This is a genomic window from Chryseobacterium sp. POL2, from assembly GCF_011058315.1.
Classification (GTDB): domain Bacteria; phylum Bacteroidota; class Bacteroidia; order Flavobacteriales; family Weeksellaceae; genus Soonwooa.
The window spans coordinates 731,673-756,361 of record NZ_CP049298.1 but is presented as its reverse complement, the minus strand read 5'-3'; the positions used below and the strand labels follow the sequence as shown (position 1 = coordinate 756,361).

Sequence of the window (24,689 nt, the reverse complement as noted above, 5' to 3'; positions counted from 1 at the left end):
ATCTTTTTTCAAGACTATTTTTGTTAGCCTTGAACTGATTTTTTTGCTGATGATTTTAGCAAATTTCTGGGTATTCGCATTAACCAGTGGAAGGACGTATACCAAAATTAGCAAAGTGCCACCTCGCGAAAGCGCTTTGGTTCTTGGGACATCTCCCAAAATGAGATCGGGTTTTGCAAATCCTTATTTCACCGCAAGAATGGCTGCTGTAGGGACTTTGTATCATCATGGAAAAATTAAAAAAATCATCGTAAGTGGTGAGAAAAGTAAGAATTATGATGAGCCAGCCGCAATGAAAAAATTTTTGGTCTATACAGAAGGTGTCCCACCAGAAATTATCATCGAAGATCCAAAAGGTTTTAACACCCACAAAAGTATTTTGCGTTGCAAAGATATTTATAAACAGTCGAATGTGATTATCGTTTCACAAGGTTTTCATAATCTAAGAGCTTTGTTTTTTGCACGAAATAATAATATGAATGCTTTGGGATTTGATGCCCAAGATGTTACTAAAAATGAAAGCTTTTATAGAAATCATACCCGAGAATTTTTAGCAAGAGTTTTGGCAGTTGTTTATTATGTTTTAGGAATTTCACCGAAAGAGAACTAATTTTTGTACGTAAAATCATGTTTTTTGTAGCTATTTCTTTTGTGCTGAATGTGATTTTTAAATTAAATTTGTAAAAAATCAAAATATGCTTGTCATTGGAATTGCCGGAGGAACAGGATCTGGAAAAACCACAGTCGTTAACAAAATTCTTCAACAGCTTAATGTAGAAGGCGTTAACGTTCTCTCGCAGGACAATTATTATCACGATAATCCACATTTAACTTTAACAGAACGCGAAGCTTTAAACTACGATCATCCGAAGTCTATAGATTTCGAATTGTTAACACAACATGTTCGTGCGCTAAAAAATAACCAAGCCATAGAACAACCTGTTTACTCGTTTGTAACACATTCCAGAACGGGAGATCATGTTTTGGTAGAACCCAAAGATGTGTTGATTGTAGAAGGTATTTTGGTGTTGACCAATAAAGATCTTCTTAAAGAATATGATCTTAAAGTATTTGTTCATACAGATTCTGACGAAAGACTTATACGTAGAATTCGTCGCGATACACAAGAGCGCGGAAGAGATTTGCAAGAAGTGCTTCACCGTTACCAAACAACGCTAAAGCCAATGCATCAGGAGTTTATCGAACCATCAAAAAATGAAGCGGATCTTATCGTGCCGAATATGAAAAACAATACAGTAGCGATAGATTTTCTGACAACGGTTATTAACAATTCTCTGAAGAAATAATGAAAGAACTTATCAAAGATATCAAGAAAAAATCAACAGGATTTACTTTTGTTAGATCTTACATTCTTAACAAATATACCATCACTTTGATGATGTTTTTTGTATGGATGATATTCTTTGATAACACCTCTTTTTTGGTTGTTAATGAACTAAATGGTGACATCAAAAAGTATGAACACCAACTTGATTATTATAAAAATGAATACGAGAAAAATGATGCATTCTTCAAAAAACTCATGAATAATAAAGATGAGAAAGAAAAGTATGCACGCGAAAATTACTTTATGAAAAAACCAAATGAAGAAATTTTTATTCTCGTAGCAGACAGTACAACAATTGATAAAAAGTAAACATGGAATTTCCAAAAATTAGTCTTCAGGATTGGGAACAATTGGTACAAAAACAATTGAAAACCGAAGATATTTATTCAATATTAATTAAAGAAAATCTTGAAGATATTATCGTAAAACCTTATTACGATAATACAAATCCAGCAGCGCCAAAACTTCCAAGACTAGAAGAAAGCACACATCTTGTCGCAAAATATAACGAGACTTTAGAAGAAGATGCTTATGCATTTTTGATTGATGAAGATGTAAAAGTTGCTGAGAAAATTTTGTTTTTCACCAATGCTGTTTTGGCGAAAAACATTAGTCAGGACGCGTCCAATCAATATATCTCTTTGGTGGATGTTTTCAATGCAGATGCAAGCATTAATGTAGAATTAGCACAATATCTATTAAATCAAAATTTCAAAAGAAATATCGGTGTTGACCTTACAATTTATCAAAATGCTGGCGCTTCTTTGGTTCAGCAGTTGGCAATCGCATTAGCGAAAACCAAAGATTTGGTAGAAGAATTCGGTGCCGAAATTTTAGATAAACTAAGTTTCCGTTTTGCAGTTGGTTATCAATATTTTTTAGAAATCGGAAAAATCCGCGCTTTCAAATATTTGTTTAATCAATTGTCAAAAGAATACGGACTTAATTTATTCCCATATATTTTTGCTGAAACAAGTTTTAGAAACAAAGCTAATAATGATGAAGAAAACAATTTAATTCGTTCAACTTTAGAATTATCGGCAGCCATGATTGGTGGAGCCGATGCTGTTTTTGCAAACAATTTCAAAATAAATAATCAAAGCAAACTTTCGGAAGAAGTTTCGTTCAAACAGATGATTGTTTTGGCTTACGAAAGTATCATCAATGTCTTTGAGGACGCGACTTCTGGCAGTTATGTTATCGAAGATATTACCAGACAATTGTCAGAAAAAACGTGGACTTTATTCCTAAACATTGAGCAAAACGGAGGTTTTACAAAATCTATTGCGTCAGGGAAAATCCAAGAACTTATTTTTAACCAAGCAACAAAAGAGCAATCTTGGGTGGAAGAAGGTAAAATTAAATTAATTGGTGTCAATCTTTATCCAAAACTTGATATTACAAAATCGGTTGCTGATCTTTATAATAAAAACGAAATAAAAGCAGTGCGTTGGGCAGAAATGTTTGAATAATGCAGACTATTTTAAATAAAGACATACAATATTATATTAATGCAAATCTCCACGCAGATTTGCATTCTTTATTGTTGAAAAAATCCCCTTTTGATGGGATTTCGATGCACGAAATTGTTCAGCAAATAAAAGGCAAAAAAGTGGCCGAAAAAAAGTTTCCATTTTTAAAAAAAGAGGGAATAATTTTCCCTCCAAATCTTAATCTGGAGCAGGCTTCGTCACAATCAACAGCCGTTTACAAAGCGCAATTGTTGCAAGGAAAAAGTTTTATTGATTTGACTTGCGGTTTTGGAATTGATGCTTATTTTTTGTCTCAAAATTTTGAGCAAGTTACTTTGGTTGAGCAGAACGAAAGTTTGATTAAAATCGTAGAACACAACTGGACTGTTTTTGATCGAAAAGCTAAGTTTATCAATGAAAGTTTAGAAACTTTTTTGTCCAAAAATCAAAGTCAATTTGATGTTATTTATCTCGATCCAGCGCGACGCGACCAGCAACTGAAAAAGAAATTTTTACTAGAAGATTTGTCGCCAAATTTATTAGAAATTCAAGATGTATTGAATGAAGTCGGGAAGAAAATAGTTGTTAAATTATCACCATTAATTGATATTTCCTACTTGATTTCGGTTTTGAAAAACATAACTGAAATCCAGATTATCGCTGTCAAAAACGACGTTAAAGAATTGTTGGTTGTTATAGAACCGCAACATTCTTACAAAGAAATACAATGCTCTTGCATTAATCTGGAAAGCAACGAAGCGGTTTTTACATTTAATATTGATGATGAAAAACGCAGTCACGCAAGTTTCGGCGAAACTTCCAATTATCTGTACATTCCGAACAATTCGATTTTGAAATCGGGCGCTTTTAATTTAATTTCAAAAGCATTTAATTTGACAAAACTTCATCCCAATACCCATTTTTATACTTCTGAAATATTGGTGAAAAATTTTCCAGGTCGAATTTTAAACATTGAAAAAATAGATGCCAAACAGATTGAGAAAAATTCAAAATACAATATCATTTCAAAAAACCATCCTTTGTCGCCCGACGACATCAAAAAGAAATACAAAATAAAAGATGGTGGAAATCAATATTTAATATTTACGCAAAGTCAAAAAGGGAAAATTATTCTCAGAAGTTTGGATGCGTAAAGAGGTTATTTAAAACCTGAATAAATTTCGTGCTTTTATTTTGTTGTGACGGCTAGTTTTATTAATTTTGAACTTTAAATTTTTAAGAATGAAAAAATCAGTTTTATTATTGGCTTCAGCTTTAGTTATAGTATCTTGTAGTTTGCCAGAAGGCGGTAACAAAGGTCGTGTTAAGAAAACCGACGATGTGGTGAGATATGATGATCCTAACGCACCAAAAGGAACTTACAAAGCAGTGGTTGATACAACAAAAGCGGCTCCAGTACAAACTGCTGCTGTTGAGGAAATGCCTGCTGCAAAAGTTGATACTGTAAAAGCAAATTAATAAAATACTGTTAAAAGCATATAATGTCTTACGTCTTGTGAGACATTTTTTATATATTTTAATTTCAAATTTTCTAAAATGAACGAAACTCAAAATTATATTCAAGAAAATAAACAACGTTTTTTAGACGAATTGTTTGATGTGCTAAGAATAGCTTCCATCTCTGCTGATCCAGCTTACAAAGAAGAGGTTTTGAAATGTGCTGACACTGTTGCAGGACATTTAAAAAAAGCAGGCGCGGATAATGTTGAAGTATTAAAAACCAAAGGCTATCCCGTGGCTTATGGCGAAAAAATCATCGATCCAGCGTTGCCTACTGTTTTGGTGTACGGGCATTATGATGTGCAGCCAGCGGATCCGTTAGAATTATGGACAAGCGATCCTTTTGAGCCAGTGGTTAAAAAAACGGAGTTACACCCAGACGGAGCAATTTTCGCAAGAGGTTCTGCCGATGACAAAGGTCAGTTCTTTATGCATGTGAAAGCTTTCGAAGCGATGATGAAAACCAATACGTTGCCGTGTAATGTTAAATTCATAATTGAAGGGGAAGAAGAAGTGGGTTCTGCAAGTTTAGCCGATTTCCTGGAAGAGAATAAAGAAAAACTAAAATGTGATGTTATTTTAATTTCAGACACGCATATTTATTCGGTTGATCAACCTACGGTAACTACGGGACTTAGAGGTCTTAGTTATGTAGAAGTAGAAGTGGAAGGGCCAAACAGAGATTTGCACTCTGGACTTTATGGTGGAGCAGTGCCTAACCCGATTAATGTATTGTCAAAAATGATTGGCGATCTTATCGATGATAAAGGCCATATCACCATTGATGGTTTCTACGACAATGTTTTGGTGGTTTCTGATGAAGATCGTAAAGAAATGAACAAATTGAAAGACGATCCAGAAGCATATAAAAAATCAATTGGTTTAAACGATATTCAAGGGGAAGAAGGATATACGACTTTAGAAAGAGCCTCTATTCGTCCGACTTTAGATGTTAACGGAATTTGGGGAGGTTACACAGGCGAAGGCGCCAAAACGGTAATCGCTTCTAAAGCTTTTGCTAAAATCTCGATGCGTTTGGTACCGAATCAAACCCCTGAAGAAATCACAGAAAAATTCACGAAGTATTTCGAGAAAATCGCTCCGAAAAGCGTAAAAGTAAAAGTAACACCACATCACGGTGGAATGCCTTACGTGCTAGAGAGTGATACCAAAGAATTCCAAGCAGCGAAAAAAGCGATGGAGAAAGCTTTCGGTAAAGAAGTTCTTCCTTACAGAAGTGGTGGAAGTATTCCGATTACTTCATTATTCGAAAAAGTGTTGGGCGCAAAATCTGTGTTAATGGGCTTTGGTCTAGATTCGGATGCAATCCACTCACCCAACGAACATTACGGCCTTTACAATTATTATAAAGGCATTGAAAGTATTCCGTATTTCTTTGAGTTTTACGCAAAAGGATAAAATGTATAAAAAAGACAATTCAATTTGAGTTGTCTTTTTTATTTTTACATAATTAAAGTTTTAATATGTCTAATAAAGTAGCTTATATAACAGGTGGAACAAAAGGTGTTGGTTTTGGAATTGCTGAAGTTCTCTTAAAAAATGGCTTTAAAGTCGCTTTTTCTGGGAGAAAACCCGAAGATGTTGATAAGGCAGCAACTCAACTCGATCCTTTAGGAGAGCATGTTTTGGGAATTGTATCCGATGTTAAAAATTTTGGAGATGAACAACAAGCGATTTCAAAAACCTTAGAAAAATTCGGAAAAATAGATTTAGTGGTGGCCAATGCTGGCTTGGGGCATTTTGCATCTGTTGATGAGTTGAGTATTGAAGACTGGCACGAAATGATTGACACCAATTTGACAGGCGTTTTTTATACATTAAAATCATCGATCGAAGCTTTGAAGAAAACCGAAGGCTATTTCATTTCCATTGCAAGTTTGGCGGGAGAATATTTCTTTGAAAAGGGAAGTGGTTACAATGCTTCTAAGTTTGGCGTTGTTGGCTTTACACAAGCGGCTATGATAGATTTGAGAAAGTTTAATATCAAATGCGCTGTGATTTTGCCAGGATCAATTAATACCTATTTTAACAATTCTGAACCGAAAGAAGAAGATGCTTGGAAGATACAACCTAGTGATGTTGGTGATTTAATTATTAACATGCTAAATATGGATCCGCGCGTCCTTCCTTCTAAGATAGAATTGCGGGCAAGTCAAGTAAAAAAATAATTAACAAATACAGATTTCGGAAGTTGATAAAGATTTTTGGGATTGCATGAACTCACAGATGACTATTTTATTTAATAAATATTAATGAAGTTTTTCCCGTACCGTTTATCAAATTCCCTTATATCAAAGCATAAGCTTTTCTTATTCATAAAATACTAAAATATTATGCACGCATAGTAAATTTTAGTATCTTTACGAAGCTTAATTTTTAAAAATTATCCAGATGAAAATATTAGTTTGCATCAGCAGTGTGCCTGATACGACAAGTAAAATTAACTTTACAGCAGACAAGTCTGCATTTGATAAGAATGGTATCCAATGGGTAATCAATCCTTTGGATGAATTCGCTTTAACAAAAGCTATAAAATTACAAGAATCTCAAGGCGCTACAGTTACGGTGGTTAATGTAGGCGACGCAGGTACAGAAGCTGTTATCCGTAAAGCTTTGGCTATCGGAGCTAACGATGCTGTACGCGTAAACTCCGACGCTAAAGACAGTTTTTCTGTAGCTAAAGAAATTGCAAAAGTAGCTCAGGATGGTGGATACGATATCGTATTGGCAGGTAAAGAGTCTATCGATTATAACGGTGGCGCAGTTCCTGGTATGGTGGCAGCATTGCTAAATCAACCTTTTGTAAATGCATGTGTCGGACTAGATGTTAATGGTGCGGAAGCAACAGCAGTTAGAGAAATTGAAGGTGGTAAAGAAACCATTTCTGTTAAGTTACCTGCAGTTATCGCTGGACAAAAAGGGATCGTAGAAGAAAAAGATTTGATTATTCCTAACATGAGAGGAATTATGTCTGCAAGAACCAAACCTTTGCAAGTGGTAGAGCCAATCAACTCAGAAGTTAAAGTTGACGCTATTTCTTTTGATAGTGTTCCTGCAAGAGCAGCTGTTAAATTGGTTTCTCCAGACAACTTAGACGAATTGGTAAGACTACTTCACGAAGAAGCTAAAGTTATCTAATTTCAAATCTCAATTGTTTAATTTCAAATTTTAAAGACATGGCAATATTCGTATATGCAGAAAATATAAATGGCGTTTACAAGAAAGCAGCTTTCGAGGCAGTATCTTACGCTAAAGCAATTGCAGATCAAGCTGGCGATACAGTAACTGCAATCTCTATCAACCCAACAGATTCTTCAGATTTATTATACAAATACGGTGCAACAAAAGTTGTGAATGTTAAAGATGAAGGACTTAAAAGTTTCAGTGCAAAAGCTTATGCAGATGCCGTTAACCAAGTAGCAGAAGGCAACATCGTGGTTTTCCCACATACAACAGATGCATCTTCTATCGCGCCAATGTTAGCCATCCAAAAAAACGCATCGCTATTAACTAACGTTATTGCAGCACCAGAAAACATCACACCTTTCCAAGTGAAAAGAAAAGCATTCTCAGGAAAAGGCTTTATGATAGCAAAAGCAGATGCAACTTCAGTTATTGTGACTGTATCTCAAAACGCTTTCGGTGTTAAAGAAAACATTGTTGCAGGTTCCGAAGAAGTGAAAGACCTTAGCATTGTTAACGAAGACACAAAAGTCATCAGCCACGAGCAATCATCAGGAAAACTAGACCTAAAAGAAGCCGAAATCGTAGTTTCTGCAGGTCGTGGGATGAAAGGTCCAGAAAACTGGGGAATGATCGAAGAGCTAGCTAATGTTCTTGGCGCTGCAACAGCATCGTCCAAGCCAGTAGCAGATATTGGATGGAGACCCCACGCTGAGCACGTTGGACAGACAGGTAAAGCAATTTCGCCTAACTTGTACATCGCCGTAGGAATCTCTGGCGCTATCCAACACTTAGCAGGAGTTAACGGTTCCAAAACCATTGTGGTAATCAACAGTGATCCAGAAGCACCATTCTTCAAATCTGCGGATTACGGGGTAGTAGGTGACGCGTTCCAAATCGTACCCGCTTTAACGGAAAAATTAAAAGCCTTCAAATCGTAATCGATTTTTGGACCATATATAAAGCCTGAGAATTTTCTCGGGCTTTTTTATTTGGGCGCCATTTCCGGCTGTCACTAGTCGCTGCGTCGCGCCACAGCCAATGCCCGCGCCTGCGGCGCGAGCTCCGACAGGCCGTTCCATCCGGGGCGCACCAGCTTTGCACATACCAACGGATCTCAAGAATTTTAGATCCCACAAAAAAGCAAGCTTGCTATTGGATGATAACAAGCTTGCTATTGACTGATACCAAGCTTGCCGTTGGGCCTTGGCAAGCTTGCTATTTTTTAAGCCCTAAAAAACTATGAATTTTAATGAGCTTACAACTTAGGTTTTGACCAACAAAATGGGGTTTTTTCTTTATCCCAGAATTTTTTGAATCCTAAGTTTATTTATTACAAATCAAATGATTAAGCTCACTATAAAAACAGATACGATAATTCCTAAAAAACTTTATATTTGCTATATGGATTACAAAAGACTTATCATTAGAGGAATTTCCTATAGCCAGACCCAATCTGGCGCTTATGCATTACTTTTAGAACACGAAGAGACGGGTGTCAAACTTCCTGTCGTTATTGGTAATTTTGAAGCGCAATCCATTTCTTTAGGTTTAGAAAAAGACATCCAGCCACCTAGACCGCTTACACATGATTTGTTTGCAAAGTTTGTGACCTCTACGCAATACAAGCTTAGTTCTGTTATAATTTATCAAATTTTGGATGGTGTATTTTTTTCCAATTTGGTATTTACGAATAATATTACGGACGAAGATCTTATATTGGATGCCCGCACTTCTGACGCTGTGGCGATGGCGGTTCGTTTTGATGCGCCCATCTATACAACAGAGCAAGTGCTTAACGAGGCCGGAATACTTTTAGAAATAGAAGAAAAAGAAGAAGAACAAAACTATACAGAAGAATCTTTTGATGAAAAAGCAGATTTCACAGATAAAAATACATTTTCTAAATTTTCTACGCAAGAACTGAATCAACTATTGGAAGATGCCGTTCGCGATGAAGATTTTGACACAGCAATGCGCATTCAAGAAGAAATCAAAAAGCGCAACCGAAAGATTGAATAATTCTATTTACATTACTTTACTATGAACATAAAATTACGTTTAACGATACTGAGTTTTCTTCAGTTTTTCGTTTGGGGAGCTTGGCTCATTACGATGGCTAACTTCTGGTTTGGAACAAAACATTGGGACGGTACACAATTCGGGGCAGTTTTCGGAACCATGGGGATTGCGGCGATATTTATGCCAACCCTTACGGGGATTATTGCTGACCGCTGGGTGAACGCGGAAAGGATTTATGCTATTTTGCATGTATTATATGGTGCTACGTTATTTTTGCTACCTCATGCAGACAGTCCTAGTACATTTTTTTATATTATGCTAGCAGCGATGTGTTTCTATATGCCAACGATTTCGCTTTGTAATTCAATTTCTTATAGCATTCTTAAAAATAATAATCTGGATGTTGTCAAGGATTTTCCGCCCATTCGTGTTTGGGGAACCGTTGGTTTCATTGTTGCGATGATTATCACCAACCTATCAGGAAGCAAGGCTACAGAAGGACAATTCTATATCGCAGGAGCCGTTGCTGTGCTTTTGGGCGTCTATGCGATAACGCTTCCAAAATGTCCGCCAGAAAACCTGATCGATAAAAAAGCACCGATTACTGAGCAATTGGGTCTTAATGCCTTCAAGCTTTTCGGGAATTATAAGATGGCTTTGTTCTTCATCTTTTCGATGTTGTTGGGGGCTGCGTTGCAATTGACCAATGCTTATGGCGATGTTTTCTTGAGCGAGTTTGCTAATTTTCCGAAATATGCCGATTCTTTTGTAGTACAACGTTCTACGATTATTATGGCAATTTCTCAGGTTTCTGAAACTTTGTTTATCCTTGCCATTCCATTTTTCCTAGTGAAATATGGTATCAAAAACGTGATGTTGCTGAGTATGTTTGCTTGGGTTTTACGTTTCGGATTATTCGCCTATGGTAATCCACAGGATGGACTTTGGATGATTGTTATGTCTTGTATTGTTTATGGTATGGCATTCGACTTCTTCAACATTTCGGGTTCTTTGTTTGTTGAGACGACTACGGAGAAAAAAATCCGATCATCTGCGCAAGGTTTATTTATGATGATGACAAATGGTTTCGGGGCCGTTATCGGGAGTAATGTTGCAGGTTGGATGATTGATAAATACTTCACATACAAGTTCACAACGGCGACAGAGTTGGCAACTTATTTGGAAACAACGGTTGATAACCCGACTTTCTTGTCAATACTTAAAAATTCTTTCAATGCTAGCATAGGTCCCGATGGTATTTTATCAACAACAATTTTAATGAAAAATTGGCATGAGATATGGCTGACCTTCGCGATTTACGCGTTGATAGTTGGTGTGGCTTTCGCCATTCTTTTCCGACACAAACATAATGCTGAAACAGTAGCCAAGGCTGTTGATAATTCAGGACATTAATTAATATAAATCCGGATTCCATTGAATTCGGATTTTTTTTGTTGTAATTTTGGTTTTAGAAATGATTTTAAATTTAATGAATAGACAATGAGTACGATTTTAGAACAGATAAAAGACGGGAAAACTGAGTTTAATTTTAATGATGTTATCGCTTATATTGATAGCCATTATCATTTTTATCCAACCAAATTTACCAATGGTGACCAAGTGAATGTTGCTAATCAAAATAACGGATCTTGTAAGATTTTTAGTTTTGCAAAATTAAATGATTTAACAAAAGATCAAACTTTGTCTTTATTCGGAGATTTTTACACAAAAGAAGTTTTGAAAAATCCTACTGGAAGTGATCATCAAAATATCCGAAATTTTATGAAGTATGGTTGGGACGATGTTAAATTCGATGGGGAAGCTTTGGTTGAAAAATAGCTTTGATAATTGTGGCTTAAATCTTGTTGGTATTGAGAAAATATTTAATTATGAGATCTAAACTATTCAAAACTTTATTGACCATTTTAGCACCAATTGTTATTGATTATGTTGTTAAAAAGTTTACGCAAAAGAAACAACGACCAACTGACAAACAGTTGACATAGCCTTAATAAAAAAGCTATTCAGAAATGAATAGCTTTTTTATTGTATGTAAATTGATTCAATTAAAATTTCCAACCCAATGTGAAAACAAAATTGTTCACTTGATTTTTAACTTTAGAAACGGCGTAAGCAGGCGCGTTAATATCAAAATTGTTACTGTAATAACCAGTGCCTTGGTCAACATTTCCATACAAGAATGGATTGTTATAATCCGATGAAACATTTTGGTATGCCGCATCGATATAAAATGCTTTGAAATCGTAACCAAGTCCTACACCCAAAGTATTTCTTTTAGATAGAATTAAATTAGAGTAGTTGGTGTCTTGTATGATGCCACTGTCATTATAACTCGATAAGCTCATATTGTTGAATGGATTGCTGGAAAATGCGTAACCCGCTCTCACGCGAAGACCTTGGAAACGGTATTCAGCACCTAATCTAACTTCTGATGAGCTTTTATAATTTTCGTTATAAAACGCATTGAGATCTGTGTTCACCGCTGATGTTGTGGTGTATTTTGGTTTTCCTAATCCTTGGATGTAATCCACGTTAAACGCAAAGTTTTTATTTGGAACAAAAGCGGCACTTAAGGTTGCCTTGAAAGGTGTTCTCAAATCTCTCTTTTCGCTAAAGTCTGCTGCATCTGTATATCCATCATTATCGATCATATAATCTCTATAGACGCGCTCTGTAGACCACCAAGTTGGTGTTTCAATAGCTGCTCCCACACGGAACATATTGTTAACTTTTCCAATAATACCAAAATTAGCAGAGAATCCATTAGCCTGCTCTAGGTAAGGTGTATATTGTTTTTCATAAGAATCCGTAACATTATTTGCATCCAGATGAAAGAAAGCGTAATCGTCCTGTGTGAGATTAGCGTTGCTCATATTAACGCCAACACCTAGATAAATTTTGTTATCATAATTGGCTCCAAGAGAAAAGTTGGTTTTGTTCAAACGTCCATCTCTGTTATAAACATGACCTTTATAGGTCAAGTTTCCTACTAATGGATTGTTGTTAGCATCAATTAAATCTTTTTGAATAACAATATTGTTATTTCCTGGAGTGCCTAGCCCGTCATTAAGAAAGATAGAATTATAGCTAACACCAATGTTAACAAACTTCCATTTGGAATTCATATTGGTAAGATCAAAAGCAATAATTGCCGATGCATTGCCCAGATCAGTTTTATTAACTTTATTAGATACCGAAGTGCCTGCTAGTGTACTTTTATTTTTGTTAGAAAAAGTTGATAGACTCAAACTAAGGTCACTTGCGATGTTAACGCCTAAGCCTGCAGGGTTAACATTTAGACTAGAAATATCACCACCGAGCGCTCCCATGGATCCAGCCATACCTACATATTTTGCCGTTCCCGATATACGATTGTTGTTATAGACATCTGTAGTATTTCTAATCTCTGATATGTCTTGTGCCTTAAGATAAAAAGCTGCAGGTAGGCAAAGTACCAGTAATGTTCTCTTTAACATATTAATGTTGTTTAAAAACTATTTTAAATTTTTTATTTATTATTAAATTAACGTCCACCAGATCGCATTCCGCCACCGCCACTAGAGCGCATGCCTCCTCCCATGTTGCCTCCACTTGAACGCATTCCGCCACCAGAGTTGAAACCTCCACTGTTAGAACCGCTGTTACGGAATCCTCCAGTATTTTGTTGTGGCATAGGTGAAGTATTTCTTATTCCGCCAGTATTATTACGAACGCCACTATCATTTCTCACGCCACCATTTTGACGGATAGAACCGTTGCTTTGGTTTGGATAAGTGTTATTTCTAATGCCTCCCATATTATTAGGATTTCTTGTCCCTGCATTGTTATTAATCATGCCTTGACTACGATTTCCACCATTAGGATTTCTGACACTAGAATTATTCATGTTTCTAACAGTGTTTTCTCTTAACATTCCACTTAATCTGTTACCATTAGTATTTCTATTTCCTCTAGGAATGTAGTAAGAATTACCATAATAAGGATAATAGCCACCATAGCCATAAGATGGGTAATAGCCACCCCAATAGCCACCGCCATAGCCCCAATATGAGTTATAACCAGCATACCAAGGGTTTCCCCAACCCCAACTAAATCCTATATTCCAACCATATCCCCATCCCCAACGAGAAGGATAATAAGGGTAACCCCAACCATAATAGCTAGATCCCCATCCCCAATTGTTAAAATTGGTATAGTAGGTTTCGGTTCCTGTATAAGAACCCCAGTCAGAGTCATAGCTACCATATCGATTATTGCTCAATTGTTGATTTTTTAAAGATTGTTCAACAATGCCAGCATCAGAATAATCATAATACTGATCTATCTGGTTAGTTTGATTGCTAGTGTAACCTTCTGGAAGGCTGTCCCTATTAGGATCGTAATAAACACCATCTGTCTCAGAGTAACCTCCTGTGTACACAACACAAGATGTTAAAAGGAGACTGCCAGAAATCATCATTAAGGTTTTAGACTTAATTAGATTAAAAATGTTATAATTGATAAAAGTTTTCATTTTCAATAGAGTATTAAGTTTATTATATTTGCATTTCTTTATACCAAATTTGTACCAAAAGTACGATAAATAGAAGCGTAAAAATACGTCTTTTATTTTTAGATTAAGAACATAAAGAAAAGTTAAAAGAAATATCAAAAAAAATTATGGCAAAGTTAACAACAAGGGCAGAAGATTACAGCAAATGGTACAACGAATTGGTTGTAAAAGCTGATCTAGCAGAGAACTCTGGTGTACGTGGCTGTATGGTTATCAAACCTTATGGCTATGCAATCTGGGAAAAAATGCGCGACGAGATGGATCGCAAATTCAAAGAAACAGGACATGTTAATGCTTATTTCCCCTTGTTTGTCCCGAAAAGCCTCTTCGAAGCTGAAGAGAAAAATGCAGAAGGTTTTGCCAAAGAATGTGCTGTGGTAACACATTATCGTTTAAAAAATGATCCAGATAACCCTGGAAAACTTATTGTAGATCCAGCAGCTAAGTTGGAGGAAGAACTTATTGTAAGACCCACTTCCGAGGCTATTATTTGGAGTACTTATAAAAACTGGATACAATCTTACAGAGATTTACCAATTCTTATTAATCAGTGGGCGAATGTAGTACGCTGGGAAATGAGAACACGTCTATTCCTAAGAACTGCAGAATTCCTTTGGCAAGAAGGTCATACGGCGCACGCTACAAGAGATGAAGCCATTGAAGAAGCTGAAAAAATGAATCAAGTCTATGCAGATTTTGCTGAAAATTTTATGGCAATCCCTGTAATACAAGGCTTCAAAACGCCTTCTGAAAGATTTGCAGGTGCAGACGAAACTTATTGTATAGAAGCTTTGATGCAAGATGGGAAGGCTTTGCAGGCAGGGACATCCCATTTTTTAGGACAGAATTTTGCAAAAGCATTTGATGTGAAATTCACAAATAAAGAAGGGAAAATAGAACACGCTTGGGCAACATCTTGGGGAACTTCTACAAGGCTTATGGGTGCTTTAATCATGACACATTCGGATGATTTAGGTTTGGTTTTGCCGCCTAGTTTAGCGCCAATTCAGGTTGTAATAGTTCCTATTTTCAAAGGTGAGGAACAGCTGCAAGAAATTAGTAAAGTCGCATTAGATATTCAAGCTAAATTAAAAGTTAAAGGTATTTCTGTTAAATTTGATAATGATACCCAAAACAAACCAGGATGGAAATTTGCTGAGTACGAATTAAAAGGTGTGCCTGTTAGAATGGCGATTGGTCCAAAAGATTTAGAAAACGGAACGGTTGAAATTGCAAGAAGAGATAATTTAACAAAAGAGGTTCAGCCAATTGAAAATGTTGATCTTTATATTGAAGAATTGTTAAAAACAATTCAGGAAGATATTTTTAATAAAGCTAAAACTTATCGTGATACCCACGTCACAAAAGTAGATTCTTATGAAGAGTTCAAAAAAGTTTTGGAAGAAAAAGGAGGTTTCATTTCTGCGCATTGGGATGGTACAGATGAAGAAGAGGCACAAATAAAAGAAGAAACCAAAGCAACCATACGTTGTATTCCTTTGGAAAATGAGCAGGAAGAAGGTGTTTCTATGATTACAGGGAAGCCGTCAAAACAACGTGTTTTGTTTGCAAAAGCATATTAAAATCTAGTTTTAATTGAAGAAAAGTTAATTATTGGTTTGGTTTTTGTTTGTCTTGGTATTAATAAAAATAAACACCTATGGCAATTAACTTAATCGACCTTATCAAAGCGCAGCTAAGTCCAGAACTTGTTTCTCAGGTTTCAACACATTTGGGAGAAAACAATTCTAATGTGTCTAACGCAATTAGCGCATTTTTACCAGCCATTGTTGGCGGGATGGCAAATAACTCGGGAGATGTCAGTATTTTCAATAGTTTGAAGAATATTGCATCTTCCGATTTTGTTTCACAGATGACCAGTGGTTCAGATAGTGTAGCAGCAACCATAAAATCTTTAATTTCATTAATTTTTGGAGGAAAATTAGATGCATTGGTAAATACAGTATCTAATTTTGCTGGCGTAAGTCCGGCCTCTGGCAATCAGTTATTAGATCTGGTAGGAGGTAGTACTTTTGGATATTTAGGCAAATATATTTCAGATAACAATTTGGATCATACTCAATTTACTAATTTATTGAATGATCAAAAATCTATTGTATCCAGTTTGTTACCAGCAGGACTTAGCCTGGCAAGCTTAGGCTTTGGGGGGTCAGCAAGTGATATGTCTACACCAAAAGTAGAAGTAGCCCAACCAATTTTAAATAAAGAAACAGAATATAAGGATTCTGGTCCTCATGTAACTAAAAGTGGAAACATGCACACCCCACCCAATGATAATGGCGGAGGCGGTTCTGTACTGAAATGGCTACTGCCTTTACTCTTGTTATTATTAGCTGGTTGGTTCCTTTGGAAACAATGTGACAAAAAAACAGACAATACAGCATTAACAACAAATTCTACAATACAAGAAACAGATACGATGTCAACAAATATGAATGGCGATTCAGCAAATGTTACAACGCTACAAAGAGAAAGTGTGGTAGTAACTTTACCAAGTGGCAAAACTTTGAACGCTTATAAAGGTGGTATCGAGGATCAAATTGTAACGTTCCTAAAATCTGATGACTATAAAAATGCTACTGAAGATCAACTAAAAGAGAAATGGTTTAATTTTGATAATTTGAACTTTGAATTTGGAACAACCAAATTAACGCCAGAATCTCAAGCACAATTGGATAATTTAAAGGCAATCTTAAAAGAATTTCCAGCCGCTAGTATTAAGATAGGTGCTTACACTGATAAAAGAGGTGACGAAGCAGTTAACTTAAAACTGTCTAAAGATCGTGCTGCAGCTATCAAAACAGCCTTGAACTCTGCACAAGTAAAAGAAGCTGAAGGTTACGGATCGCAGTTTGCAAAAGTACCTGCGGAAGCATCTGATAAAGAAAGAGAAGCTGACAGAAAAACGGCTATTCGCTTTGTGAAATAAAAACTTTAAAACTTATAAAAAAAGCTGTCCATTGTGACGGCTTTTTTTGTGGGATAAAATAATATAGCGTAATTTTGTTAGATTATTCTAACATATTAATTTGAATGTTCAAAAAATCAACCAGTGCTTGGCGTAGAGAAAAACACCAAAATTCTTTACAAGAAGTTTATTCATCAATAAAAGTTCCAGAAAATGCAGGTTTTTGGAAAAAACTATTAGCCTTCACAGGTCCGGGACTCATGATTGCTGTAGGTTATATGGATCCAGGAAACTGGGCGACTGATATCGAAGGTGGTGCAAGCTTCGGATACACTTTGTTATCAGTAATTTTAATTTCTAACTTATTTGCAATTATTTTACAACATTTATCTTTAAAATTGGGAATTGTTGCAGAACGCGATTTGGCACAAGCTTGTCGCGACCATTTCAGTCCGCCTGTCAATTTTTTTTTATGGATTTTATGCGAGATAGCTATTGCCGCTTGCGATTTAGCAGAAGTTATAGGTACGGCTATCGCGCTCAATTTGTTATTTGGGATTCCATTAACTTGGGGTGTTGTGATAACGGTTATTGATGTTTTTATTATTTTGTTTTTACAAGCAAAAGGATTCAGAATTATAGAAAGTATTGTTGGTGGTTTAATATTTATTATTTTAGGATGTTTTCTTTATGAATTAATTGTCAGCAAACCAGAAATGTTTCCTATTTTACAAGGATTAGTACCGCAGAAAGAAATTGTTACCAATCCTTCGATGTTGTATATCGCCATTGGTGTTTTGGGCGCAACCGTCATGCCTCACAATTTATATTTGCACAGCAGTATTGTCCAAACCCGTAATTATCCAAGAACAATTCCGGGCAAAAAAGAAGCTATTAAATTTGCTACAATTGATAGTAGTTTTTCTCTAATGTTGGCCTTTTTTATCAATGCGGCCATTTTGATTTTATCTGCTGCAACATTTCACACGAGTGGCAATCATGACGTTGCTGATATTCACGATGCATATCAACTTTTAACGCCAATTTTAGGAACAACTTTCGCAAGTATTTTTTTCGGAATTGCTTTATTAGCTTCTGGACAAAACTCTACTTTGACGGGCACTTTAGCTGGACAAATTGTTATGGAAGGATTTCTAAATATTAGACTAAAACCTTGGGTACGCCGTTTGATAACAAGACTTATCGCCGTAATTCCTGCCTTGATTGTTGCGATAATTTATGGCGAAAGAGGAACGTCCCAATTGTTAGTTTTTAGTCAAGTTATTTTGTCGATGCAACTTAGTTTTGCTGTAATTCCTTTGGTAATGTTTACCAATTCCAAACTTAAAATGGGAGAATTTGCCAATAAAAACTGGCTAAAAATTTTAATTTTTATAATTAGTGCCATTATACTTTCACTCAATGTTTATTTATTAATTGCAACGATTTTTTAAAATTAATTAAATAAAAACTTAGCTTTATTAAAGAAATTTTGGTGCTTTTTTAAAGTTTTATCGGCCTTTGTCTCATAGATTTTGAGTAAATTTATCCTTTGAAAATTTCATATAATATTATGACAACACAAGATAAATTAACAAAGCTTCGTGAAGCAATGCACCAGCAAAAAATTGATGCTTATATTATTTTTTCTGCGGATCCGCACATGAGTGAATATCTTCCAAACGAATGGAAGGAGAGAAGTTGGTTAACAGGTTTTACAGGCTCTGCAGGTTTTGCGGTAATCACCAAAGATAAGGCGGGCGTTTGGACAGACGGACGTTATTTTGTTCAGGCTGCCGAAGAACTTAAAGATTCAACAATCGAATTGATGAAAGAAGGAGTAGAAGGTACACCGCAGTTTGTTGATTGGATTATTTCTGAAATCCCGAAAGGTGGAAAAGTTGCAGTTAATGCTTTGGCAACGTCCAACGCTAACTGGGAACTGATAGAAAATCAATTGAAAAAAGCAGATATTCACTTACTGGATTTGGCTTTGTTAAATACAATCTGGACAGATAGAGGAACACCTTCTAAAAATGAAATTTTTGTACATCCCGTTGAACGCGCTGGGAGATCGGTGACCGAAAAACTTTCTGATATTCGTCAAAAAATGGACGAGATAGGCGCGACAACTCATATTATTTCTAGTCTAGATGATGTCGCTTGGACGCTTAATCTTAGAGGAAGCGATGTGCAATCCAATCCTGTTTTTTTAGGCTATATTTATCTTTCTTTAACCGAAGCTATTTTGTTTGTTGATTTGGAAAAACTTAATCAAGAAGCAAGATTACAACTGGACGCTTCAGGTGTCAAAACGATAGCTTACGAAGAATTTTATCTCTTTTTAAAATCCATTAAGAATGAAAAAGTTCTGGTTTCCCCAAATACCAATCAAGCCATTATTAATACATTAGTTACTGATAATACATTATTAAAAGCTGCGGTTCCAGGAAATTTGATGAAAGCCCAAAAGAATGAAACCGAACTTGCAGGCTTCCGAACTGTTATGGAGCGCGATGGCGTTGGGATGGTCAAATTCCTGTATTGGTTAACACATAATGTCGGAAAAGAACCGATGACCGAATATTCTATTGGTCTGAAATTAAGAGAATTCCGTGCAAGTCTAGACAATTTCGTAGGTGAAAGTTTTGGAAGTATCATCGGTTACCAAGGCAACGCTGCATTACCACATTATTCTGCCAAGAAAGAAGGAAGTTCTGAGGTAACTAATAAAGGTATTATTTTGGTCGATTCTGGAGGTCAATATCTTGAAGGGACTACAGATATTACAAGAACTTTGGCGATTGGTGATGTTTCAGAAGAGTTTAAAAAAGATTCAACTTTGGTGCTTCAAGGTATGATTCGTTTATCAATGGTTAAATTCCCGAAAGGCACGCGTGGCGTACAGTTGGATGCGATTGCAAGACTTCCGCTTTGGATGGCTGGTAAAGATTATGCCCACGGAACAGGACACGGTGTTGGAAGTTTTATGAATGTTCATGAAGGTCCACAAAGTATCCGTAAAGACCTCAATCCTCAAGAATTACTTCCCGGAATGGTAGTTTCCAATGAGCCGGGGTTTTATCTGGAAAATAAATATGGTATTCGTCACGAAAATCTTGTAGCGGTTAAAGAGGTTGAAACAACAGATTTTGGAACCTTCTATGAGTTTGAAACCTTGACATTCTGCCCATTCTTTAAAGATATAATTGTTAAAGAAATGCTGTCTGAAGATGAAGTCAGTTGGTTAAATGCTTATCATAAAAAATGTGAGGAAAAAATTGGCCCTCACTTGGAAGGTGATATTAAAAATTGGTTTTTAGATTTGGTAAGTGCACTTTAATAAGTTTTAAAACACAAAAAGGCCTCGTAATATTTTGATTATGAGGCTTTTTACTTAGGTGTTGTTTCAAATTTTAGTCTTGCGGAAATAGCAAGCTTCCGTCGCCATAACTTAAAAATCTAAAATCATTTTCCAAAGCATAATCATAGATTTCGTGCCATTTTTCTCCAATTAAAGCTGAAACCAAAAGCAATAAAGTGGATTGCGGCTGATGAAAATTAGTCACCAAAGCTTTTGCAATCCTGAATTTGTAACTTGGCGCAATAATAATTTCTGTTTCTACCGAGATATGTGTTTGCCCATGTTTTTTAATCCAATTAATCAATGCAGAAAGTGCTTCATTTGCAGAATGTGTAGTTTCGGTTTCGTAAGGCTCCCATTGCGTGACTTTTAGATTTTCAAATTCGATATTAGGATTATTGGCAATTTTGTTTCCCATCCAATATATACTTTCAATCGTACGCATGGAGGTTGTCCCAACAGGAATAATAGCTTTGTCAATTTTTGAAAGCAAACTTTCCAGAAAATCCAAAGTAATAGTCATACATTCCGAATGCATGATGTGGTCTTCCATAGTTTCGGATTTTACAGGTTTGAAAGTTCCTGCGCCGACATGCAAAGTGGTGAATAATGTGGGAATTTTTCTTTCGGAAAGATCATCCAAAATTCGTTTTGTGAAATGCAATCCCGCTGTAGGCGCAGCTACAGAACCATCGTGCTCCGAATATACCGTTTGGTAAGTTTCCTCATCGGTTTTATCCGCAATCCTTTTGATGTAGGGGGGAAGTGGTGTAACACCTGCGACTTCCACCACTTCTGCGAACGGAATTTCCGATGGTGTCCACGACAATTTTACAACATAAGAATCGCCCAATTTCTCAACAATTTCTGCTGATAATTCGACATCTTGGTTATTAATCGTTAGTTTTTTTGACAATTTTGGCGATCTCCATTTTGCAACTTTTCCGATAAGACAAGTCCAAAGCACGCTGCCTTGTTTTTGAAAATAATCTTCATAATTAAGGTTTTCACCATAAGGTTCTAAACAAAAAACTTCAATCGTTGCGCCAGTCTCATTTTGAAAGAAAATCCTGGATTTTATAACCTTTGTGTCATTAAAAACCAAAACAGAATCTTTCGGTAAATACTCCGAAATATGTTGGTAAGTGTCCGTCGAAATCGTTGCGTTTTTATAAATTAACAGCTTAGAAGAATCTCTTGGATTAGCAGGTGTGTAAGCTATTTTTTCGTTAGGTAAATTGTAAGTGAAATTTTCAATTTTCAGTTCTCGTGGATGCATGTTGCAAATTTCCATAATTTTTTTCTTTTTTGAAAGTTTAAATGTATTTCATTCAAAAAGCTTCATAAATAACAAATTCCAAAACGATATGATAAATAACATTTCAGTATTTTTGTAAGGAAAACACGTTTCGTTTTTAATAAAAATATGAACCAAGCATTATCAAATCATAATCAGGTTAAATTGGTTTCTTCTTTCGAAGAACTTGTCAAAACAGATTTTCAAGGAGAAAACAATGCGCTTTGTTGGCACAGAAACTCGGAAGGCGATTTTAAGGAAATTGTTTCAAAACTGGAACTAAAAGAGAATATTACAGAAGTTTCTGTTGAAGATCTTCTTGAATTAAAATTGTCAGCAGAAGGAAATATTGCCAGAGAAATTATCCTCAACGATATGCAATTATTAAAGGATTTTGGAGCGCAACCTTCTCTTAATCTTCTCAAAAATTATGACCGAGATGACGAATTTAGTTTTATTTCCACCGATGTTTACTCATTTCATGTCGATCGTTCACCTGTGTTGATGGACACATTTTTGTGTACATATTTCGGTGCTTCTAGCGATATTATTTCCAATTCTGAAGCAGAACAAAAAATTCTCATTCCCGAAATTCGAGAGAAATTAAAAGAACTTCATAATAACACTGAGCAAAGTTTTGAAGAATTTTTAACAGAAAATTTCTTCGATTTGCATTATGCAGCAAAAACCAACGCAAAGCCTATTAATCTAGGAAATAGTCATCTTTGGCGTTTGGCTGTGGATCATTCTGATCAAGCGGTTTTGCCTTGCATACATCGTGCGCCTGTGGAAAATAAAGACGAGTACAGGTTGCTTTTGATTTGTTAATTTAATCCTCAAAAACTTAATCAAAAAGTCCAATAGGAATAAAAGATAAGCTATACTTTTTGCATTGTGGACAAAAATTGTATTGTTCAAAAATCGCGATGCCGTCCCATTCGATTGAGACGCTGCTATTAGAAAGTCCAGTTAATTCTGGATCATTATAAAATAGATAATCTGGATATTTTTGCTTTTCCTTGTAGTTTAACATTTTGATATTGGAAGCATTTTTCTTTAAAGCAGGAATATTAGAAATATCCATAAAATTTTGCATTCCTGCGCCCAAATAAAGCTCATTGGTTTTAAAACCGCAATGGCATTCGGCTTTTATTATTGTTCCCATTTATTAGTTGTGTTAATTTCCAGAAATATTTTCAGTTCCCATACGATAATACCAAATATTTTTCTGCTATTCAAAATAGAATGAGTTTTGAATGCTGAATTAATCTAATATTAAATATAAATTGACTAAAATTTTAAGTGTTTTCTATACATTCGATTCTAAATGAAAATCAAATTTAATCTTATCTTTGCACGATTATAAAATGAACTAAAAAATGTCAACAAAACAAGATAAAATAAACAATTTTGATCCTTCGCAACCAGGTTTAGCAGATGCTAGTATTTTTGGTCTACCATTTACTTCAGAAGAAAGTGAAATAGTAGTTGTGGCTGTTCCGTGGGAAGTTACGGTGAGCTACGGAGCGGGCGCTTCAGAAGGTCCTTCAGCTATTTTAGAGGCTTCTTTTCAGGTGGATTTGCTGCATCAAGAATTTCCTGAATTGTGGAAATTAGGAATTTATTTTGATGAAGGTGCTGAACATTGGAAATCTACAAGCGATGAGTATAAAGCGATGGCTCAACCCATTATTGAAGCTTTAGAAAATGGGGAATTGATTGATGAAAATCATGCTTTGAAAGCGAGTTTAGATCAAATAAATGAGGCTTCTACTCAATTGAATGCTGAGTTGAAAGAAAGAATTTTAGAATGGCAAACTAAAGGCAAGAAAGTCATTTTGTTGGGTGGAGATCATTCAACGCCGCTGGGTTATTATCAGGCTTTGGCAAGCAATTATGATAATTTTGGAATTTTACATTTCGATGCCCACATGGATTTGAGAATTGCTTACGAAGGATTCACTTATTCACATGCCTCTATCATGTATAATGCCATTCAGTTGCCGCAAATTTCCAAATTAGTTCAGGTGGGAATTAGAGATTTTAGTGAAGAAGAAGTTGGTGTTATCAAAGCTTCAGATAAAGTGAAAGTTTTTACCGATTCAGATTTGAAAAAAGCGCAGTTTGAAGGAACAACTTGGCAACAACAAGTGGATGAAATGATAAGTTTGCTTCCAGAAAATGTGGCGGTAAGTTTTGATATCGATGCTTTGTACCAATGGTATTGCCCCAATACAGGAACGCCAGTTCCAGGGGGGGTATCTTATGAACAAGCTACTTATGCTTTAAGTCGTTTAGCTAATTCAAATAAAAATATCATCGGGATAGACTTAGTTGAAGTGGCTCCAGGAGAAAATGACGAATGGGACGGAAATGTGGGCGCAAGAATGCTTTTCCACATGTGTGGTGTTTTAGCGAAAAATAATAAATTGGAAGTAGGAGAAAGAATTTCTTTTTAATAGTTTTTAAATATCTATACCAAGCAGTTTGCGATTTGCAAGCTGCTTTTTTTAGTTTAATTCTAAATTTTGTTAAAAATAAGATTCTCATAAATAAATTTGTATTTTTACAAGGTGAGAAAATGGCTTTCAATATTAATGCTAAGCATGTATTTGTTTTCAACAACTGAACTGTATCAGTTTTTGAAAATCCCTATTCTCATCGAACATTTTATCGAGCACAAATCTCAAAACAAAAAAATGACGTTCTTGAATTTTCTGAAAATGCATTACGATAATCCCGTTAAAGATGCAGATTTCGAGAAAGATCAAAAACTTCCATTCGTTTTGCATTCTGAACACATGACGGTTATTTTCACCATAACACCACGATTGAGCCTCGATTTTAAAACACACGAAATTCCTATTGATACGGACAAAATTATCGCTTACGATGATTTGTTTCTTGATGTCGATTATTTCAATGCCATTTGGCAACCACCAAAATTTAGTTAAGTTTT

The 24,689-nt window shown here is 35.6% G+C and carries 24 protein-coding genes; 20 read left to right on the top strand and 4 right to left on the bottom strand.

Going from position 1 to position 24,689, the window contains the following annotated elements:
- Positions 1–49 precede the first annotated feature (49 nt).
- The 13 genes from G6R40_RS03580 to G6R40_RS03520 all read left to right on the top strand — a co-directional run bounded on the left by G6R40_RS03580 (position 50) and on the right by G6R40_RS03520 (position 11,406).
- On the top strand, positions 50–610 hold the full coding sequence (locus tag G6R40_RS03580; protein WP_185670502.1) for an ElyC/SanA/YdcF family protein: 561 nt from the start codon (positions 50–52) through the stop codon (positions 608–610).
- 85 nt (positions 611–695) lie between these two features.
- Positions 696–1,307 carry a uridine kinase gene (udk, locus tag G6R40_RS03575; RefSeq protein ID WP_165131650.1) on the top strand — a complete coding sequence of 204 codons (612 nt, stop codon included), beginning with the start codon at positions 696–698 and terminating at the stop codon, positions 1,305–1,307.
- On the top strand, positions 1,307–1,657 hold the full coding sequence (locus tag G6R40_RS03570; RefSeq protein WP_165131647.1) for an FtsB family cell division protein: 351 nt from the start codon (positions 1,307–1,309) through the stop codon (positions 1,655–1,657). Before udk ends, G6R40_RS03570 begins: the two co-directional genes overlap by 1 nt.
- 2 nt (positions 1,658–1,659) lie before the next feature.
- A complete protein-coding gene (locus G6R40_RS03565) occupies positions 1,660–2,820 on the top strand; it encodes a methylmalonyl-CoA mutase family protein (RefSeq protein WP_185670501.1) in 1,161 nt (386 codons plus the stop codon).
- Positions 2,820–3,974 (top strand): THUMP-like domain-containing protein, encoded by a 1,155-nt coding sequence (locus G6R40_RS03560; protein WP_165131645.1) that lies wholly within the window; start codon positions 2,820–2,822, stop codon positions 3,972–3,974. Before G6R40_RS03565 ends, G6R40_RS03560 begins: the two co-directional genes overlap by 1 nt.
- A gap of 88 nt (positions 3,975–4,062) precedes the next feature.
- Entirely contained in the window at positions 4,063–4,299 is a 237-nt protein-coding gene (locus tag G6R40_RS03555) for a hypothetical protein (protein WP_165131643.1), read from the top strand.
- 78 nt (positions 4,300–4,377) lie between these two features.
- On the top strand, positions 4,378–5,760 hold the full coding sequence (locus G6R40_RS03550; protein ID WP_165131641.1) for a dipeptidase: 1,383 nt from the start codon (positions 4,378–4,380) through the stop codon (positions 5,758–5,760).
- Positions 5,761–5,825: 65 nt separating this feature from the next.
- Positions 5,826–6,530: an SDR family oxidoreductase gene (locus tag G6R40_RS03545; protein WP_165131639.1), complete on the top strand. Its 705-nt coding sequence runs from the start codon at positions 5,826–5,828 to the stop codon at positions 6,528–6,530.
- A gap of 223 nt (positions 6,531–6,753) precedes the next feature.
- Positions 6,754–7,500: an electron transfer flavoprotein subunit beta/FixA family protein gene (locus tag G6R40_RS03540; protein ID WP_165131637.1), complete on the top strand. Its 747-nt coding sequence runs from the start codon at positions 6,754–6,756 to the stop codon at positions 7,498–7,500.
- Between the two features lie 38 nt (positions 7,501–7,538).
- Positions 7,539–8,486, top strand: a complete 948-nt coding sequence (locus G6R40_RS03535; protein ID WP_165131635.1) for an electron transfer flavoprotein subunit alpha/FixB family protein — start codon at positions 7,539–7,541, stop codon at positions 8,484–8,486.
- A 463-nt stretch (positions 8,487–8,949) separates the two neighbouring features.
- The gene (locus G6R40_RS03530) at positions 8,950–9,567 is read left to right on the top strand and encodes a bifunctional nuclease family protein (RefSeq protein ID WP_165131633.1); all 618 of its coding nucleotides are present in this window, start codon (positions 8,950–8,952) and stop codon (positions 9,565–9,567) included.
- Positions 9,568–9,588: 21 nt separating this feature from the next.
- Positions 9,589–10,980 (top strand): nucleoside permease, encoded by a 1,392-nt coding sequence (locus tag G6R40_RS03525; RefSeq protein ID WP_165131630.1) that lies wholly within the window; start codon positions 9,589–9,591, stop codon positions 10,978–10,980.
- A gap of 87 nt (positions 10,981–11,067) precedes the next feature.
- Positions 11,068–11,406, top strand: coding sequence for a HopJ type III effector protein (locus tag G6R40_RS03520; protein ID WP_165131627.1), 339 nt, complete (start codon positions 11,068–11,070; stop codon positions 11,404–11,406).
- A gap of 227 nt (positions 11,407–11,633) precedes the next feature.
- Here the strand turns inward: G6R40_RS03520 and G6R40_RS03515 are convergent, their stop codons facing one another.
- Entirely contained in the window at positions 11,634–13,064 is a 1,431-nt protein-coding gene (locus tag G6R40_RS03515) for an OmpP1/FadL family transporter (RefSeq protein ID WP_165131625.1), read from the bottom strand.
- A 47-nt stretch (positions 13,065–13,111) separates the two neighbouring features.
- Positions 13,112–14,101, bottom strand: a complete 990-nt coding sequence (locus G6R40_RS03510; RefSeq protein ID WP_165131623.1) for a prolyl-tRNA synthetase — start codon at positions 14,099–14,101, stop codon at positions 13,112–13,114.
- 146 nt (positions 14,102–14,247) lie between these two features.
- Here G6R40_RS03510 and proS point away from each other — a divergent pair, with 146 nt between their 5' ends.
- The 4 genes from proS (at position 14,248) to G6R40_RS03490 (ending at position 20,412) form a co-directional block, all read left to right on the top strand.
- Entirely contained in the window at positions 14,248–15,723 is a 1,476-nt protein-coding gene (gene proS / locus G6R40_RS03505) for a proline--tRNA ligase (RefSeq protein WP_165131621.1), read from the top strand.
- A gap of 77 nt (positions 15,724–15,800) precedes the next feature.
- Complete coding sequence (locus G6R40_RS03500) at positions 15,801–17,090, top strand: OmpA family protein (RefSeq protein ID WP_165131619.1); 1,290 nt, start codon at positions 15,801–15,803, stop codon at positions 17,088–17,090.
- 104 nt (positions 17,091–17,194) lie between these two features.
- The gene (locus tag G6R40_RS03495) at positions 17,195–18,523 is read left to right on the top strand and encodes an Nramp family divalent metal transporter (RefSeq protein WP_165131617.1); all 1,329 of its coding nucleotides are present in this window, start codon (positions 17,195–17,197) and stop codon (positions 18,521–18,523) included.
- A gap of 119 nt (positions 18,524–18,642) precedes the next feature.
- Positions 18,643–20,412 (top strand): aminopeptidase P family protein, encoded by a 1,770-nt coding sequence (locus G6R40_RS03490; protein WP_165131615.1) that lies wholly within the window; start codon positions 18,643–18,645, stop codon positions 20,410–20,412.
- A gap of 73 nt (positions 20,413–20,485) precedes the next feature.
- Here the strand turns inward: G6R40_RS03490 and G6R40_RS03485 are convergent, their stop codons facing one another.
- The gene (locus G6R40_RS03485; protein WP_228455904.1) at positions 20,486–21,727 is read right to left on the bottom strand and encodes an S-adenosylmethionine:tRNA ribosyltransferase-isomerase; all 1,242 of its coding nucleotides are present in this window, start codon (positions 21,725–21,727) and stop codon (positions 20,486–20,488) included.
- A gap of 132 nt (positions 21,728–21,859) precedes the next feature.
- Here G6R40_RS03485 and G6R40_RS03480 point away from each other — a divergent pair, with 132 nt between their 5' ends.
- A complete protein-coding gene (locus G6R40_RS03480) occupies positions 21,860–22,558 on the top strand; it encodes a DUF1826 domain-containing protein (RefSeq protein WP_165131613.1) in 699 nt (232 codons plus the stop codon).
- Between the two features lie 16 nt (positions 22,559–22,574).
- On the opposite strand, the gene G6R40_RS03475 is transcribed toward G6R40_RS03480, so the two are convergent.
- On the bottom strand, positions 22,575–22,895 hold the full coding sequence (locus G6R40_RS03475) for a hypothetical protein (RefSeq protein WP_165131611.1): 321 nt from the start codon (positions 22,893–22,895) through the stop codon (positions 22,575–22,577).
- Positions 22,896–23,109: 214 nt separating this feature from the next.
- On the opposite strand from G6R40_RS03475, the gene G6R40_RS03470 reads away from it, so the two are divergent.
- Both G6R40_RS03470 and G6R40_RS03465 read left to right on the top strand, forming a co-directional pair.
- The gene (locus tag G6R40_RS03470) at positions 23,110–24,189 is read left to right on the top strand and encodes an agmatinase family protein (protein ID WP_165131609.1); all 1,080 of its coding nucleotides are present in this window, start codon (positions 23,110–23,112) and stop codon (positions 24,187–24,189) included.
- Positions 24,190–24,336: 147 nt separating this feature from the next.
- Positions 24,337–24,684 carry a hypothetical protein gene (locus tag G6R40_RS03465; RefSeq protein WP_228455903.1) on the top strand — a complete coding sequence of 116 codons (348 nt, stop codon included), beginning with the start codon at positions 24,337–24,339 and terminating at the stop codon, positions 24,682–24,684.
- The last annotated feature ends 5 nt before the right edge of the window (positions 24,685–24,689 follow it).

Coding starts and splice junctions, on each gene's coding strand:
- G6R40_RS03560 (WP_165131645.1), top strand. CDS start 2,820: ATGCAGACTATTTTAAATAAAGACATACAATATTATATTAATGCAAAT.
- G6R40_RS03500 (WP_165131619.1), top strand. CDS start 15,801: ATGGCAATTAACTTAATCGACCTTATCAAAGCGCAGCTAAGTCCAGAA.
- proS (WP_165131621.1), top strand. CDS start 14,248: ATGGCAAAGTTAACAACAAGGGCAGAAGATTACAGCAAATGGTACAAC.
- G6R40_RS03480 (WP_165131613.1), top strand. CDS start 21,860: ATGAACCAAGCATTATCAAATCATAATCAGGTTAAATTGGTTTCTTCT.
- G6R40_RS03510 (WP_165131623.1), bottom strand. CDS start 14,101: ATGAAAACTTTTATCAATTATAACATTTTTAATCTAATTAAGTCTAAA.
- G6R40_RS03520 (WP_165131627.1), top strand. CDS start 11,068: ATGAGTACGATTTTAGAACAGATAAAAGACGGGAAAACTGAGTTTAAT.
- G6R40_RS03465 (WP_228455903.1), top strand. CDS start 24,337: ATGTATTTGTTTTCAACAACTGAACTGTATCAGTTTTTGAAAATCCCT.
- G6R40_RS03475 (WP_165131611.1), bottom strand. CDS start 22,895: ATGGGAACAATAATAAAAGCCGAATGCCATTGCGGTTTTAAAACCAAT.
- G6R40_RS03580 (WP_185670502.1), top strand. CDS start 50: ATGATTTTAGCAAATTTCTGGGTATTCGCATTAACCAGTGGAAGGACG.
- G6R40_RS03515 (WP_165131625.1), bottom strand. CDS start 13,064: ATGTTAAAGAGAACATTACTGGTACTTTGCCTACCTGCAGCTTTTTAT.
- G6R40_RS03485 (WP_228455904.1), bottom strand. CDS start 21,727: ATGGAAATTTGCAACATGCATCCACGAGAACTGAAAATTGAAAATTTC.
- G6R40_RS03550 (WP_165131641.1), top strand. CDS start 4,378: ATGAACGAAACTCAAAATTATATTCAAGAAAATAAACAACGTTTTTTA.
- G6R40_RS03555 (WP_165131643.1), top strand. CDS start 4,063: ATGAAAAAATCAGTTTTATTATTGGCTTCAGCTTTAGTTATAGTATCT.
- G6R40_RS03490 (WP_165131615.1), top strand. CDS start 18,643: ATGACAACACAAGATAAATTAACAAAGCTTCGTGAAGCAATGCACCAG.
- udk (WP_165131650.1), top strand. CDS start 696: ATGCTTGTCATTGGAATTGCCGGAGGAACAGGATCTGGAAAAACCACA.
- G6R40_RS03540 (WP_165131637.1), top strand. CDS start 6,754: ATGAAAATATTAGTTTGCATCAGCAGTGTGCCTGATACGACAAGTAAA.
- G6R40_RS03565 (WP_185670501.1), top strand. CDS start 1,660: ATGGAATTTCCAAAAATTAGTCTTCAGGATTGGGAACAATTGGTACAA.
- G6R40_RS03570 (WP_165131647.1), top strand. CDS start 1,307: ATGAAAGAACTTATCAAAGATATCAAGAAAAAATCAACAGGATTTACT.
- G6R40_RS03530 (WP_165131633.1), top strand. CDS start 8,950: ATGGATTACAAAAGACTTATCATTAGAGGAATTTCCTATAGCCAGACC.
- G6R40_RS03525 (WP_165131630.1), top strand. CDS start 9,589: ATGAACATAAAATTACGTTTAACGATACTGAGTTTTCTTCAGTTTTTC.
- G6R40_RS03545 (WP_165131639.1), top strand. CDS start 5,826: ATGTCTAATAAAGTAGCTTATATAACAGGTGGAACAAAAGGTGTTGGT.
- G6R40_RS03535 (WP_165131635.1), top strand. CDS start 7,539: ATGGCAATATTCGTATATGCAGAAAATATAAATGGCGTTTACAAGAAA.
- G6R40_RS03470 (WP_165131609.1), top strand. CDS start 23,110: ATGTCAACAAAACAAGATAAAATAAACAATTTTGATCCTTCGCAACCA.
- G6R40_RS03495 (WP_165131617.1), top strand. CDS start 17,195: ATGTTCAAAAAATCAACCAGTGCTTGGCGTAGAGAAAAACACCAAAAT.